General features: G+C 34.1%; 11 protein-coding genes, 3 pseudogenes and 1 riboswitch. Of the genes and pseudogenes, 9 read left to right on the plus strand and 5 right to left on the minus strand.

Annotated elements, in window-relative coordinates:
- Nucleotides 1-87: 87 nt before the first annotated feature.
- Nucleotides 88-618: a GNAT family N-acetyltransferase gene (locus NSQ40_RS09570; RefSeq protein ID WP_003202743.1), complete on the minus strand. Its 531-nt coding sequence runs from the start codon at nucleotides 616-618 to the stop codon at nucleotides 88-90.
- A 199-nt stretch (nucleotides 619-817) separates the two neighbouring features.
- Here NSQ40_RS09570 and NSQ40_RS09575 point away from each other — a divergent pair, with 199 nt between their 5' ends.
- The 3 genes and pseudogenes from NSQ40_RS09575 to NSQ40_RS09585 all read left to right on the plus strand — a co-directional run bounded on the left by NSQ40_RS09575 (nucleotide 818) and on the right by NSQ40_RS09585 (nucleotide 3,578).
- On the plus strand, nucleotides 818-1,516 hold the full coding sequence (locus tag NSQ40_RS09575; RefSeq protein ID WP_003202744.1) for a response regulator transcription factor: 699 nt from the start codon (nucleotides 818-820) through the stop codon (nucleotides 1,514-1,516).
- Nucleotides 1,506-2,595 (plus strand): annotated as a pseudogene (locus tag NSQ40_RS09580) (sensor histidine kinase). Before NSQ40_RS09575 ends, NSQ40_RS09580 begins: the two are co-directional and overlap by 11 nt.
- A gap of 83 nt (nucleotides 2,596-2,678) precedes the next feature.
- Complete coding sequence (locus NSQ40_RS09585) at nucleotides 2,679-3,578, plus strand: M23 family metallopeptidase (RefSeq protein WP_003206793.1); 900 nt, start codon at nucleotides 2,679-2,681, stop codon at nucleotides 3,576-3,578.
- 75 nt (nucleotides 3,579-3,653) lie between these two features.
- On the opposite strand, the gene NSQ40_RS09590 is transcribed toward NSQ40_RS09585, so the two are convergent.
- Nucleotides 3,654-4,952, minus strand: coding sequence for an Nramp family divalent metal transporter (locus NSQ40_RS09590; protein WP_003202747.1), 1,299 nt, complete (start codon nucleotides 4,950-4,952; stop codon nucleotides 3,654-3,656).
- A gap of 528 nt (nucleotides 4,953-5,480) precedes the next feature.
- Between NSQ40_RS09590 and trhO the strand changes: the two genes are divergently transcribed.
- Nucleotides 5,481-6,455 carry an oxygen-dependent tRNA uridine(34) hydroxylase TrhO gene (gene trhO / locus NSQ40_RS09595; RefSeq protein WP_033796057.1) on the plus strand — a complete coding sequence of 325 codons (975 nt, stop codon included), beginning with the start codon at nucleotides 5,481-5,483 and terminating at the stop codon, nucleotides 6,453-6,455.
- Nucleotides 6,456-6,574: 119 nt separating this feature from the next.
- Here the strand turns inward: trhO and NSQ40_RS09600 are convergent, their stop codons facing one another.
- Complete coding sequence (locus tag NSQ40_RS09600) at nucleotides 6,575-7,036, minus strand: YfbM family protein (protein ID WP_003202749.1); 462 nt, start codon at nucleotides 7,034-7,036, stop codon at nucleotides 6,575-6,577.
- Nucleotides 7,037-7,384: 348 nt separating this feature from the next.
- Between NSQ40_RS09600 and NSQ40_RS29430 the strand changes: the two genes are divergently transcribed.
- Together NSQ40_RS29430 and NSQ40_RS09605 are read left to right on the plus strand one after the other, a co-directional pair.
- Entirely contained in the window at nucleotides 7,385-7,645 is a 261-nt protein-coding gene (locus NSQ40_RS29430; RefSeq protein ID WP_429675430.1) for a hypothetical protein, read from the plus strand.
- Nucleotides 7,597-8,360 (plus strand): annotated as a pseudogene (locus tag NSQ40_RS09605) (IS200/IS605 family accessory protein TnpB-related protein); the annotation flags it as partial. The gene NSQ40_RS29430 and the pseudogene NSQ40_RS09605, both read left to right, overlap by 49 nt.
- Nucleotides 8,361-8,764: 404 nt before the next feature.
- Here NSQ40_RS09605 and NSQ40_RS09610 read toward each other — a convergent pair.
- On the minus strand, nucleotides 8,765-9,310 hold the full coding sequence (locus tag NSQ40_RS09610; RefSeq protein WP_003196811.1) for a GNAT family N-acetyltransferase: 546 nt from the start codon (nucleotides 9,308-9,310) through the stop codon (nucleotides 8,765-8,767).
- A 171-nt stretch (nucleotides 9,311-9,481) separates the two neighbouring features.
- Here NSQ40_RS09610 and panE point away from each other — a divergent pair, with 171 nt between their 5' ends.
- From panE to NSQ40_RS09625, 3 genes and pseudogenes are all read left to right on the plus strand, one after another.
- Nucleotides 9,482-10,396: a 2-dehydropantoate 2-reductase gene (panE, locus tag NSQ40_RS09615; RefSeq protein ID WP_033797945.1), complete on the plus strand. Its 915-nt coding sequence runs from the start codon at nucleotides 9,482-9,484 to the stop codon at nucleotides 10,394-10,396.
- Between the two features lie 150 nt (nucleotides 10,397-10,546).
- On the plus strand, nucleotides 10,547-10,822 hold the full coding sequence (locus tag NSQ40_RS09620; RefSeq protein ID WP_018765378.1) for a hypothetical protein: 276 nt from the start codon (nucleotides 10,547-10,549) through the stop codon (nucleotides 10,820-10,822).
- A 64-nt stretch (nucleotides 10,823-10,886) separates the two neighbouring features.
- Nucleotides 10,887-11,045 (plus strand): annotated as a pseudogene (locus NSQ40_RS09625) (phospholipase); the annotation flags it as partial.
- 465 nt (nucleotides 11,046-11,510) lie between these two features.
- On the opposite strand, the gene NSQ40_RS09630 reads toward NSQ40_RS09625, so the two are convergent.
- Complete coding sequence (locus NSQ40_RS09630) at nucleotides 11,511-13,952, minus strand: PAS domain S-box protein (RefSeq protein ID WP_041488401.1); 2,442 nt, start codon at nucleotides 13,950-13,952, stop codon at nucleotides 11,511-11,513.
- 378 nt (nucleotides 13,953-14,330) lie between these two features.
- Nucleotides 14,331-14,479, plus strand: a riboswitch (cyclic di-AMP (ydaO/yuaA leader).
- The last annotated feature ends 82 nt before the right edge of the window (nucleotides 14,480-14,561 follow it).

Here is a 14,561-nt window from a genome sequence, read left to right on the forward strand (position 1 = left end):
TAGAAAAAGCTTTTTCAAGGGAAATGTTGTATTTAAGTTTGAAAATTACATTTTAGTTAAAGTAAAGGGATTGTGTTATTCTTTCTATTAAACAGATTTTAGTAAAGAATAAACGTTTGTATCATGTGGAACTCCATTTTGATACATATAATTTTGTAGAACTCCCTCTTTTTTAAACCCTAGTTTGGTTAACAATTTATTGGATGATTCATTTTCAAGAAAAACAATCGCTCCAATACGTGTTAAATGAAGTGTATGAAAACCATATGATATAACTTGAGAGACCGCTTCAGTAGCATATCCATTTCTCCATTGCTCAGGGAAAAGTGCATAACTTATGTTAGCTCTTTTATGTTCAGAAGACCAATCGTGAAAACCGATTGTTCCAATAATGCCTTTCGTCCCCTTTCGTTCAATTCCCCATTTTATACCATGTTTTTCATTGTAACTTTCTGCAAAATTTCTAATAATTTGTTTTACCTGATCTATACTTTTTAATGGATTTTGACCATAGTAACGTAATACATCTGTATTAGAAAAGCAATTTAATATACTTTGTGCATCAGATTCTGTAAGTTCTCTCAAAATGAGTCGTTCTGTTTCTAATATCGGAAACATTTTTCCACTCCTTTTTGTATAAAATTAAAATCTATTTATTATTCTACATTAAAATCAGTAAATAATGAATTTTAAAAATATAGAGAAACAATTATAAGAAGAACTTTGGAAACTTGCTAAAAAAATGAAGCTTCTCTTTTGCTACGTGTTAATATAGTTTTGTGGAATATATTTCAAATAAAATTAAAGAGGATGGACTATGAAACAGCATTCTATATTAATCGTAGATGATGACACAGATATTGTTCAATTAATTGAAGTGCACTTGAAACAAGACGGTTTTAAAGTTTTTAGAGCTTATAATGGGGTAGAGGCATTAGATATTTTAGATTCGAATGACATTCAGCTGACTATTCTTGATATTATGATGCCAGCTATGGATGGTATTGAAGTATGCCGAAGAATAAGGGAGCAATATAATATTCCTGTTATGTTCTTAAGTGCAAAAACGACGGAAATAGATAAGGTTATTGGACTAAGCACAGGCGCAGATGATTATATAACGAAACCATTTAGTATGATGGAGCTCGTAGCACGGGTGAAGGCACAATTAAGAAGATATACCTATTTCAATCAAGTTCCAAGTGAAGTACATAAAAACAAAATTCAAATTAGAGGTTTGGAAATAGATGAATTATCTAGAAAAGTGCTGCTTTATGGAAAATCAATTAATCTCACAAAAACAGAATATGATATATTGCATCTTATGGCTAAAAATAGAAATCGAGTATTCACATTAGAAGAAATATATGAAAGTATTTGGAGAGAAAGAGCGCATGAAAGCAATAATACTGTCATGGTTCATATTGCAAGGTTAAGAAACAAGATAGAAGAAGATCCAAAGAAATCAACAATTATACAAAATGTTTGGGGAGTCGGTTATAAAATTGAAGACTAAATTATTGCAAGGGATTAGGGTGAAATTTTTTCTTGTTTTTATAAGTAGTATTTTATTCTCTACTATTTGCATTATAGTATTCCAAAGTTTGGTTGGAAATATCTATGGGGATGTTGCGAGATTTGAAGAAGAGTATTCTTTTATTTATTTTGTTATTTTTCTTATTTTAACTTCGCTCTTTTTCCTACTATTATCAAAGAATATGATGAAAAGATTGGAGCAAATCAATCAGGGTGTGAATCAGATAAGCAAAGGTAATTTAGAAGTACATATACCCACAATAAAAAATGATGAGATTGGAGAATTAGCAACAAATATTAATGGAATGGTAGAAAATTTAAATGAATCAATTGAAAAAGAAAAAAAATCGCAAGAAAGAAAAAAAATCGCAAGAAATGAAAAATGAAATGATTCATAATATCTCTCATGATTTACGGACGCCCGTAACATCTTTAATCGGTTATGTTGATTTAGTGGAAAGTAAGCTTCATTCCAACATAGAGGAATGCGATCAGTATGTAGCAGTACTAAAGCGAAAAAGTTATGAGTTGAAAAATCAAATAGATGATCTACTAGAATATTGTCATATAAACTATAAGGAAATCCAGTTATATAAAGAAATAGTAGAAGTTAAACCATTAATAGAACAAATCATGATTGATTTTGTACCGCAATTAGATGAGGAAAAGATGCATTTTGACATTGAGTGTAAACAAACTGTACAAATTGAAGTAGATATGAAATTAATGATAAGGCTAATGCAAAATGTAATCAGTAATAGTATTTTATATGGAAAATCTGGAAAGAAAATCGTTATTGAAATGTTAGTTGAAAACATGAATGTCCAAATAAAAATAAAAAATTATGGGCAATGCATTTCAAGCAAAGACCTTCCATATCTATTTGAAAAATTTTATCGTGGAGAGAAATCAAGGAATGCTCATACTGGTGGAAAAGGAATGGGGCTTGCGATTGCTAAAAGTATTGCTCAGATCCATGAAGGTGATATAACAGTATGTAGTAGTAATAAGGAAACAACATTTACAATCATTTTACCTGTATATAAAAAAGAATCGTAAGAAAGTCGTAAGTATTTCTTTCATATGTCGTAAAGTCTGTTTTGTATCATAGCGAATGAAGATATGAAAACGGAGGATATAATATGTGGAAGAAAATTATACTTACTATTTTTGTTGCAATTTTGTTGATAGGTTGGAGCTTAATTTATTTAGCTAGGGGCATTGTATCTATCTTTGCTTGGTGGGGAATACAAGCTTTTAGTTTCTTTTCTATCGTTATTTTAATCATCACAATGACTACAATTATTTGGAATTGGTTTTTTAGAGGCTGTATAGATAAAACAATTATTTTTATTTTTGTTTTATCTATAGTTGGAGCTTGGCCAGCATGTTGGTTTGTCGGGATAGGACAAATCGCTTACCCAGCAGATGTTCATTCTGCAACTCCAAAAGCAACGATTCGTCTTCCATTGAATCAAACTGCATTAGTAGGATGGGGAGGAAATCGACTTGAAACGAATTATCACGCCTGGGCACCAAATCAACGTTGGGCATATGATTTTCTCGTTCCACCAGCAGGAATAAAAAGCTCAAAATTAGAAGATTACGGTATATATGGGGCAGAGGTAGTAGCTCCGGCTTCTGGAACAGTTATATCGATTAATACTGATGAACCTGATTTGAAACCAGGAACTGATGATTTTGATTCTATGGCTGGTAATCACATATATTTACGCTTAGATGAAACAGGAACATACCTTATCCTTGCTCATTTGAAGAGAGGATCGGTACGAGTAAAGGAAGGACAACATGTAACAGAAGGCGCAATCATTGCACAAGTTGGAAACTCAGGGAATTCAAGTGAGCCACATTTACATATTCATCATCAACGGCAAGATCCATCCAAGACGAGCATGTTTCTTTCGGAAGGCTTACCGTTATATTTTCGGGATATTGATGGGCACGCTATGCCAGAAGGTGGTATTCGTGTGAAAAATGGAAATGCGGTACCAATAGGTGATGTGATTTCACCTTTAACCTAAAATAAATCCCCTTTGTTTAAGCAGAGGGGATTTATCATGGCATCTTATAAAATAAAAATCAAAAACATAATAGCTTTATTGTCCAGTAAATGTTTGATACAGTAAGAAAATATTTAAAGCAATAACGAGCCCAGCAATTAACCAGGCAATTGCGCTTGTAATACGATGATTCACTAGCACGCCCATAATTTTTTTGCTACTTGTAAACATAATAAGAGGTACTAATGCAAACGCGATTCCAAATGATAATACAACTTGACTCATAACAAGAGCGTAAGTTGGATTCACCCCTAAAGCAATAATAACAAGAGGCGGGATCATTGTAATAAAGCGTCTTACATATAAAGGAATATGCATGCGGATAAATCCTTGCATAATAATATCACCAGACATTGTACCGACGGAAGAACTAGATAAACCAGCAGCCAACAATCCAATTCCGAAAAGGCTGGCTGATACAGGTCCAACTAAATTGCTAAATTCATTAAAAGCAACGTCTAAATCTTCAACATGTAATCCGTTTTTGAAGAACAAGGCAGCTGCTACGATTAGCATACTTGCGTTAATTGCTCCAGCAATCACCATTGCAATAATGATATCAATGAATTCAAAGCGAAAAATCTTTTTGCGCTGTTCATCTGTTGTTCCAACTACGCGGCGCTGCGTTAAAGCAGAATGTAGATAAATTGCATGTGGCATTACTGTTGCACCTAAAATCCCAGCTGCAAGTAAAATACTATCTACACCCTGAAATTTAGGAATAAATAGTCCCGAAAGAAGGGGACTTAGCTCTGGTTTCGCATAAAACATTTGTACACCAAATGCAACAACAACAATAAAGACCATCCCTGTAATAACAGCTTCTAATGGGCGGAAGCCTCTGCGCTGAAATTCAAGAATAATGAATGATCCGATTGCTGTGATTAAAGCAGCAGGTAACATTGGAATGCCAAATAGCAAATATAATCCTAAAGCAGCACCGATAAACTCGGCTAAATCAGTAGCCATAATAACGAGTTCACCCTGTATCCATAAACCAATTGAAACGGGTTTTGGGAAATGTTCGCGAGCAACTTCTGGAAGGTTTTTACCAGTAGCAATCCCGAGTTTCGCTGATAGAGACTGAATTAAAACGGCCATTAAATTGGAAGCGAGAATTACCCAAAGTAGTAAATAACCATATTGTGATCCAGCTGCAATATTTGTAGCGAAGTTCCCTGGATCAATATAAGCAACAGATGCGATGAATGCAGGTCCTAGAAAAGGTAATAATCTTTTTAGTCCCTTTGTTTCACCACTTAAAGCTAGATGGGCAGATTGAACGGTTGTACTTTGAGAAGGGACATGTTCATCTTTTGTTATATTTTTATTCATAGTAGTTTTCCCCTTTAGTTTCTTAGCATGATGCAATTATTGTATTTATTCTTACTATCTATTTCAATACATTTAGATGTTTTAGTTGATTTTTTATTTGAACACAAATGTTTCCTTAATGCAAATTATATGACTGTGTACAATAAAAGGTGTACTTGAAATAACTATGTAATAAAAATAAATAAAATAGCTAACATACAGTTATAACTTTTGGGATTGTAGGAAAATTAACCTATAATATGGAATGGAAAAGGCTGTTTTTTTAATTGTAAAATAGGGATTACAGCATATTAATTGCTGGAAACCAATTTGTATGTTATATAATATATTGGGATTACATCACAACTCTATTGGATTGTGATGTAATCTCGTTTTTCATTTGCGTTAACTTATAGGAAAACATTGTAAATAGGAGAAAGTTATTTGAACAATAGTTAACATATCTTTTCTTATTCTTATATGTTCCGATATGATCGTTAACTTATACATGATTTTAAAATATCGAATTAGATAGGTGGTAAAAATAAAATGTCAAATACAAAACCATACAGAGTGTTACTGTACTACATGTACACTACAATTGAGAATCCGGAAGAATTTGCTGCTCAGCATTTAGAATTTTGTAATTCACTTGAGTTAAAAGGAAGAATTCTTGTAGCAGAAGAGGGGATTAACGGAACTGCTTCAGGTACTGTTGAACAAACAGAGAAATATATGGAAGCAATGAAGAACGATTCACGTTTTGACGGAATCGTGTTTAAAGTGGATGAAGCTGATGAACATGCGTTCAAAAAAATGCATGTGCGCCCTCGTTCAGAGCTTGTTACACTTCGTTTAGAAGATGATATCAATCCGAAAGAAACAACAGGTAAGTATTTAGAACCAAAAGAGTTTTGTGAAGCAATGAAGGAAGAAAATACAGTTATCATAGATGCAAGAAATGATTATGAATATGAGCTAGGGCATTTTAGAGGCGCGATTAAACCTGATATTAAATCATTCCGCGAACTACCAGATTGGATTGATGAAAATAAGGAAATGTTCGAAGGTAAAAAGATTTTAACATATTGTACAGGTGGTATTCGCTGTGAGAAGTTTTCAGGCTGGTTAGTGCGTGAAGGCTTTGAGGATGTAAGTCAGCTTCACGGCGGAATTGTAACGTACGGAAAAGACCCTGAAGTGCAAGGTGAACTATGGGATGGACAATGTTACGTATTCGATGAGCGTATTGGTGTACCAGTAAATAAAAAAGAACATGTTATTGTTGGGAAAGACCACTTTACAAAAGAACCATGTGAGCGCTATGTAAATTGTGCAAATCCAGAATGTAACAAACAAATCTTATGCTCGGAAGAAAATGAAGAGAAATATTTACGTGCATGTTCACATGAATGCCGTGTACACCCGCGCAATCGTTATGTAAAAGAGCATGAATTAACAGAAGAGCAAGTGGCTATCGCATTAGAAAAAATTGAAGAAGAAAATAAAGTGAAATTAGGATAATCGTTCACTTTCATAAAAAACGGATCTTATCGCAAAAGATAGGATCCGTTTTTTTATCGTTTTAACCGAGAAGCCCCTCTCCTCTAATAGAAGTGAAGGGGAGGGTAGTTCACTTCTATTTAGATAATGAAAAAAATTACACATTGCTTGTTTGAAACAGCTTGCTTATATAAATCCTTAATTTCTAAAAAGTAACTATAGGTATATTCTAATATTTCATCCGGGTCATCATCTTCAACAAGTGGATAAAGCTGTTCATCCATTAATTCTTGAAAGTTGTACATGTTGTTGAAATCAGATGCACTTAAATCTTTTATTGCAGAATAGGTCTCTTCGACTTCATTAGATGTAAGGTAAAACGTACCGAGAGAATCGTTATCTATGATGGAATCATTAAGCGGTACGACATGTCCAAGCGGTGGTTCGCCTCCGCCAATCTCACCACATAAAATATAATGAAGTAACTGCCATGACTTATCGATATCTAAATCAGATTCTCTAAAATAAATATCTAACTCGTTATTTTTGATTTTACTTAATTCCTCATCTGTAACTAATATATACTGTCCAATCATCCCCATAATAGCCAGCTCCTCTAAAACTTTTGAATTTAGTATATCATTTTTAATCCCACATTAACGAGCAGTAAGACTCAACCTTAAGATACAAAGAGAAACGAGGAAGATAGGTGGGGTCTTACTGCTCGTACAAGCTCGATTCGTTCAACTAATAATCAGTGATGGATGAAGAAACCTCCCACTGATTAAAGTTTCACTTTATCATTTTAACCGAGAAGCCCCCCTCCTCTAAACGAAGTGAAGGTGGGGGTCTTCTCGATTTTTTCTTTTTAAAGAAAACGTCTCTTTTTATAGAACGTATGTTTGTTTCGGTGTATAATGATCTTATCAAATAAAATGAGGTGAGAACAGGTGAAGAAAGCGTATTTTTCGAAACGGATCTATAAGATAGATGTACCGCATGAAATGGTAGATGCATTGGCAGAGACAATCGAAACATTTAATCAGGCGAAGCGCTTTGCGTTTCAAATGATTGTTCGGGAAAAACGTTGGAACCGTAAGATATATACAGACAGTCTTCATCTCGTTCTCAAGCGGAAATATCAATTGAATGATTATTATGCAAACCGATTGCATGGTCTGTTGAAGACCACGGGGCGTATTACATTGTAAAATGTTTACTCGATGTGCCGAAAAACCCTCATACGAATTACAGTACATCAGATGGTGTCATCGGTGTAGATTGTAATCTTGAGCATTTTTCTTGGGCAAATGTAACGAAGGATGGAAATTACAAAGGAAGTGGTTCCCTCGGCTTTTCTATCATGGGTAAATCCACAGGACAAATTACAAAGATCATCGAAGTGGAAGCGATTCGCTTAGTGGACTTAGCGGAGCGGTATAACAAGCCGATTGTCATCGAGAAGTTAGATACAACCCAATCGAAAACAGGGAATCGATATGGAAATAAACATGCGAATCGAATGAGGAGTATGTTTGCTTATGAGAAGATGACAAGTGCAATTCTGAATCGTACAGATAAAAGGGCGTGGCTGTCTTTCAAGTGAATCCCGCTTACACTTCAATCTCCGGAAAGATGAAATACATGCGGAAATTCGGCATCTCTATTCATCAATCCGCGGCTTTTACGATTGGTCGCCGAGGGTTAGGGTATAAAGAAAAAGTACCTGGGGTGCTTCAGCCTTATATTCCAAAGAAAGACGCACATCACTGGAGCCATTGGCATCAATTAAACAATTGATTGGATATTCGCACGCAGCATTTCTATCAGCTATACGATGTAGATCAACCGAAAGAAGTCTTACAAATCGAACGGTTACACTTGTTTGAAAATGAAAAGAAAAAACTAGCGAAACTATTTGCATGATAAAAAAGAGCACTTTGTCCCAGATTTTTACGCTTATTACCAGAGCAGATAACAAGTCTAGGAACTGGACGCATGACAAAGTGTTCTATCCTCGATATAAGAACAAAGTAGTTGTACCTATTTTGTTTGCCTTTCGTCGGAAGATAGAATGGGTCGTCTTACATACAGATACTACTGAACTCTATATTGTTGTATCCTCTTTGTTGAACGAGAGGAACTGTTTTTGTGAGGACAGAGACAGGAGAATCCCCCACCTCAAGCTCTTGTAGAGGTAGGTAGGGGTAGTTCAATAGTAGTTAGATTCCATAGTTAACAAGCAATGAATCAAAAAGTTCTGCTTTCATAAATCTAGAAAGCAGAACTAAAGCTTTCGTATTATTGATATTCGCTAAAAAGAAGAGAAGCTACTTACTCTTGTTATAATCAGATCTTGTTAAACCATAAACAACAGTATCTTCATACACTCCCCAATACAAACAACTTTGTTTAAATGTTCCCTCATGTTTCAATCCTAATTTTTGCATGACTTTAGAAGAGGCTGGGTTTTTAGTAAAAGCATCGGCGTAAATACGATTTAGCTGTAATTCTTCAAATGCATATGTAACGATGACCTGACCGGCTTCTGTACAGTATCCTTTACCCCAATATGATTTACCCAGCCAGTATCCTAGTTCTCCTTTATTGTGTTTTTTGTTAATAAAAAGGTAAATACAACCGATGAGCATATTTTGCTCATTAACCATTGCAAAGTGAAAACTGTCCCCCTTATCCATAGCTGTATGAGTAGAGGTAATCCACTCTTCTGCCCAGCCATCTGGATAAGGGTGAGGAATAATTGTAGTAGTTTTCGCAACCTCTTTATCGCCTGCTAATTCTTGAACTCTCGGAGCATCATCTAATTCAAATGGGCGTATTGTTAATCTTTTAGATAAGAACATTGGATATTGCATTTCTTCTCATCCTTTCTAACTATACAAGTCTTTACTAAGTCTATAATACATAATTTTAAAATAAAACCTTATTAAAAAGTTGAATCTTCTGTTTAATTAATGAGTCAGATGTATAATATAGTTATGCTACAAGGAAGTAAAATTTTCATGTTTGGAAAAGGGGAGTTCTATATGCGTATTCTAGTACTAGGAGCTGGAGGAGTCGGAGGGTATTTTGGAGGCCGTTTAGTAGAAAAAGGGGAAGACGTTACTTTTCTCGTTCGTAGTGGACGAAAACAACAGCTTGAGAAAAATGGTCTTGTTATTCGTAGCATAAATGGAGATTTCTCCTTTATACCACAATTAATCACAAAAACTGAATCCGCAGATCCATTCGATTTAATTTTATTTTCAACAAAAACTTATCATTTAGAAGAAGCAATAAACGATTTGAAGCCATTTGTTGGTGAGAACACAATTATTATACCACTACTAAATGGTATAGCCCATCTATCTGTATTACAACGGGTATTTGGTGAGGATAAAGTTATTGGAGGTTTGTGTTTTATTGAAACAACATTAAACGGTGAGGGAGATGTTGTTCAAACTAGCTCTGCTGACCGACTTGTATTTGGGGAAATTAAACATCTACATACAGAGCGAATATATGGGATTGCCGATGCATTAAAGGGTACAAAAGCAAGTTTTGTTTTGAGTAATCATATCGTGCAAGATATGTGGCATAAATATTTATTTATTACTGTTATGTCAGGTGTGACTACGCTAATGCGCGCACCAATAGGACCAATCCGTGAAAGTGATGGGGGACGGGACTTGATTCGGAATTTATTTGAAGAATCAGCACAGATTATGAAAGCAACTGGAGCCCCAATTCAGGATAATATTGTTGACGAACATATGAAGACGATCGATAAGATTTCATATGATATGAAATCTTCTATGCAGCGGGATATGGAGAAAGATTCACCTATCGAGGGGGAGTACTTACAAGGATATTTGTTAAAATTAGCAAAACAATTTCATATAGATGCGCCATTGTTAAAAATTGTTTATCAAAATTTAAAAGTTTATGAAGAGATGCTGTAAGCGAACATTCCAACAGTCTATAGAGAGATTCGTAGACCTGCTGGTGTGACGGGTTTTCGAGGAGACATTTCCAAGTGAGTTACTGTAAATGAGATATAATTGGCTTGTTGTCTCTTGAAACAAGCTACAGCATAAGGAGAGGTGATTGCATTGATTAAATTTGTCCAAGTTATGTTCGGTAAACCTTGCAAAAAAGGTGATACGTTCCAAATTAAATTTGCACGTTTTGTTTATTGGAGTGCAATTGTAGGCTACTTTTTTGCGGTGATTCTTTTTGGGATCGCTTCACTTTTTAATAAAATATTCATTCCATCCCTTGTAGGCTCTTTGTTGTTTCCGTTTATATTTAGATTGGTTTATTATGTGAATTTAAAAATGAATGGTCTCGAAAAAGAAGGTGGATATAAAAAAGTACAAATCAGGTAATTGTATACGAACATTCAATATTTTATCCCGCTATTCGCCGATAGTAAGACTCTCACCTTAAAGTTCAACGAAAGGTTGGTTTATAAAAGCGGCTGTGTCACAAGACTCTGCTGATAAATGGCGTGCTGAGGTAACACCAGTAACAGGAAAACGCTTAATAGAAGCGCAACGTATTACAGCTGGATATATCCATTTATGGTTTGATACGTACGTGAATCAATAAGAATTGAACTACCCCCACCTTCACTTTGTTTAGAGGAGGGAGTCTTCTCGGTTAAAATGATAAACTTACACATGACACAACTTAATAGAAAGAGAGGAGCTCTTACCAGAAAGGCCCTCTCTTTCTATTAAGTTCATTCGATCAATCTGTGTATTACAATCATGTTTGGTATACCAATTGTCTGTGCAACAAGGATGTCTTTATTAAGATACGGCAACGATTCTAGGAATAATCCACCATATCTAAAAATTTTCCCATTTATGTTTCGAATTTGCTGGTATTTTTACACTATCATCAGCTTCTAATAGATATTGTTCTTCATTTTTTAAAATTAAATTATCCATAATATTTAAAAGTAAAAAATTTCTTCTTCTAAACTATAGAAAAGAAACTTTTTACTTTTGAGATGTTTTTATTTTTAAATTTCTGGTGATACGGTGGTACCTAAAAAGATAAATAAGAATATTAGTTTTCGAGAGTAGATATAGGAAGATTTACATTGATTGTCGTTCCTTTACCTACCTCACTTTCAATAAGTATCTTTCCTTGGTGCTTTTCGATCATTTTATAACAGATCATTAATCCTAAACCGATACCATCTTCTTTAATACTATAAAATGGCTCTCCTAGATAAGGTATACGATCTTTTTCAATTCCGCATCCGTAATCAGTAAATCGAATGTTTACCTGGTTTTTATCAGGTATATATTCGATTTGAATCAAGACTTCCCCTCCCATTGCTGTCGCTTCAATCGCATTTTTTAAGATATTTATAAAAACTTGCTTTAATTGATTTCCTTCACAAAGGATGAATGAAGTATCAGATGTAAACTCAGTTGTAATTTGTATGTTGTTCATCATTGCTTGAGGCTGAAGTATCATTACAACTTGTTTCATTAATACATTAAGATCATTTGTTTTAATTTCTAACGTCTGAGGCTTTGCTAGTGCCATAAATTCATTTGTAATACTTTCTATTCGCTCAATCTCTGATAACACGATATCTATATAATGTTCATTTTTCTTATTTTCCGATGATTTTAGTAAATGCATGAATCCTTTCATTGCTGTTAAAGGATTGTTAATTTCATGGGCAATTGCAGTGGCTAATTGACCAACTACAGCAAGTTTCTCTGATTTTCGTAATAATTCCTCTGTTTTTAACCGCTCAGTGATATCTCGAGAGATACTCAAGAAAACGTTTTTGCCATTCAAGTTAAAAACACGGACACCAAACTCAGTTGTTATTGTTTTTCCTGTTGGAAAAACAAATTCATCTTGCAAAGTGAAAGAAGTTTGCCCTTCTCTAATTTTTTTTATTACTCTTTTGACCATTGGAGAATCTAGCGGAACGGTACTAGGAAATGGCATTGAGAGAAGCTTCTCTCTACTATATCCAAATCTTTTACACCCAACAGGATTTACCTCTATAAATCCTGTTGGAAATTGATCCTCATTCAGCTCTACTACATATACTGCGTCAGTTGCTTGTTCGATTAGTGCACGGTATTTCATTTCACTGTCTTTTAATTGTTGATGTAATCGATGGAGTTCTCTTTCTGCTTGTTTCCTTTCAGAAATGTCTCTACAAATTCCTGATAAAGCAATTACATTGCCCCTTAAATCTAGAATGGGTGAAACCGTCAAGCTTACATCAATTAGAGTTTTATCTTTTCTTTGTCTAACTGTTTCTAACCTAGTAATAACAGGGTCTTGTATATTGGTATTTTTAATATTTTTTATAAATTCTAAAGTTTCATTCATTAAAAAATCAGGTATGCAAGGTAATTTTTTTCCCAAGATTTCTTTTTCTGACCATCCAAATATCTTTTCATAAGCTTTATTGGCTTGTATCATATGTCCATCTAAATCAAATATAGTGATAGCATCTACGTTATGATTAATAAATGATTCCAGCCGATCTTTCGTCACCTTTAGTTCATCTTCCGCATTTTTTCTTTTCGTTATATCAACAGTAGAACCAACTACCTCAATAACTGTTCCTTCTCGTTTAACAGGCCTAAGAGAGAAAAGTATAATAGTCTCATCATTGGGCCATGGCAGTTCGAAACTGACTTCTTCACCATCCCATGCCTGTTGATAATATTTTAGTAGTCGAGGAAGTAAATGAAATGAAATAATGGAAGAATCTATGGTAAGTAAACTTCTTCCTACCACTTGTTCTGAGTGAAACCCATGTTGATAAAATAACTGCCCATCACACATAGTATGAATAAAATTTCCATTTACTTTTTTAAATTTAAAAATACCTCCTTGCAATTCATGTACGGTATCCCTTAATTCTTGCTTGGATTCTAGTAATGTTTCATTCGCTTTAGTTAAATTTTGTGTTAAACAATATAATTTTTGATAGGACTCCATAAGAAAAATACAGATCAATAGTCCAGAAGATATAAATAATGTACCTTGAATGTCAAAAAGTATAAGAGGTATAGAAGGAAAAAAGAATCCGAATACCAAATGGATCATAGCTATATAAACAGCTAGATAGAGAAAGACTCTCTTAAAGGGATGAAGCTTCTTGAGATAAGTTTCAAAAATAGTATATATAGTAGCTATTCCTAAAGAAACAATCAAAGATGGTCCCCAATTACCACCAAGATAGAAAATACGCATAATTATAATAAATGTTATTGTAATCCAACCGGCTGTACGACCAAAATAAATGTACGAAATTATAAGAGGAGCCATTCGGAGATCATAAAACAATCCCATGTGCTTAAAATTAAAGACCATCAGAATAGCAGCTATGATACCGGCAACTACTCCTCCGTATAGCCGGTTTAATTTAGAATTAATATTCAAAATCAACACTCGAATGAATATAGCTGAGCTAACTAGGAAAGCAAAAATAGATAGATTAATGAAGAATCCTTTGAAAATCATGTAATATTCCTCCTTCCATTGAATATATTCGACAAAAAGTAAGGAAATCCTACAAATAAAACGGGTTTTAGATTTAATATTTCGAACAATAAGAGTATTAATAGGGGAATTGATAGAAGTAATCGATGGGTCTAGATATATGTATACTGTAGTTGAAAAAAGGTGAAGTCTATTCATTAATAGATAGCGTATATATAAATAATTTGATTGTGGTGCAAAAACTTCAAAAGCTAATTTTATATGATGCATTATATTCATTCACGAAGTAATACCCTATATAATCATCACAATTTTTCTATTTCTAAAAATTTAAGCCATTGTTTAAAAATTTTTGTTTACTTTTTCTAAATAAGGGAGTATGATAATCGACAGTTTCGAATTTCTAAATCGCTGAAACCTGATGGTACGGGGGAACCGTTTTTGTGGATTGATACATAATCCAAGGGGTGAATCCTTGCAAAAGAGGTAGGGCTACTCACAGGCCCAAATCCGACAGCTAACCTCGTAAGCGTTATATGAGAAGGAAGGTGGAGCTTGTGCGACAAAAAAATTAATGTCTACAAGTCTATTTGTTATGGCTTGTAGACATTTTTTGTTTTCTGAAAAATA

The organism is Bacillus sp. FSL K6-6038 (genome assembly GCF_038050455.1).
GTDB classification, from domain to species: domain Bacteria; phylum Bacillota; class Bacilli; order Bacillales; family Bacillaceae_G; genus Bacillus_A; species Bacillus_A pseudomycoides.

What these genes read in the sequence shown, in the direction of transcription:
- NSQ40_RS09630 (WP_041488401.1), bottom strand. Translation starts at nt 13,952, where the DNA reads ATGATTTTCAAAGGATTCTTCATTAATCTATCTATTTTTGCTTTCCTA.
- NSQ40_RS09585 (WP_003206793.1), top strand. Translation starts at nt 2,679, where the DNA reads ATGTGGAAGAAAATTATACTTACTATTTTTGTTGCAATTTTGTTGATA.
- panE (WP_033797945.1), top strand. Translation starts at nt 9,482, where the DNA reads ATGCGTATTCTAGTACTAGGAGCTGGAGGAGTCGGAGGGTATTTTGGA.
- trhO (WP_033796057.1), top strand. Translation starts at nt 5,481, where the DNA reads ATGTCAAATACAAAACCATACAGAGTGTTACTGTACTACATGTACACT.
- NSQ40_RS09600 (WP_003202749.1), bottom strand. Translation starts at nt 7,036, where the DNA reads ATGGGGATGATTGGACAGTATATATTAGTTACAGATGAGGAATTAAGT.
- NSQ40_RS09570 (WP_003202743.1), bottom strand. Translation starts at nt 618, where the DNA reads ATGTTTCCGATATTAGAAACAGAACGACTCATTTTGAGAGAACTTACA.
- NSQ40_RS09590 (WP_003202747.1), bottom strand. Translation starts at nt 4,952, where the DNA reads ATGAATAAAAATATAACAAAAGATGAACATGTCCCTTCTCAAAGTACA.
- NSQ40_RS09575 (WP_003202744.1), top strand. Translation starts at nt 818, where the DNA reads ATGAAACAGCATTCTATATTAATCGTAGATGATGACACAGATATTGTT.
- NSQ40_RS09610 (WP_003196811.1), bottom strand. Translation starts at nt 9,310, where the DNA reads ATGCAATATCCAATGTTCTTATCTAAAAGATTAACAATACGCCCATTT.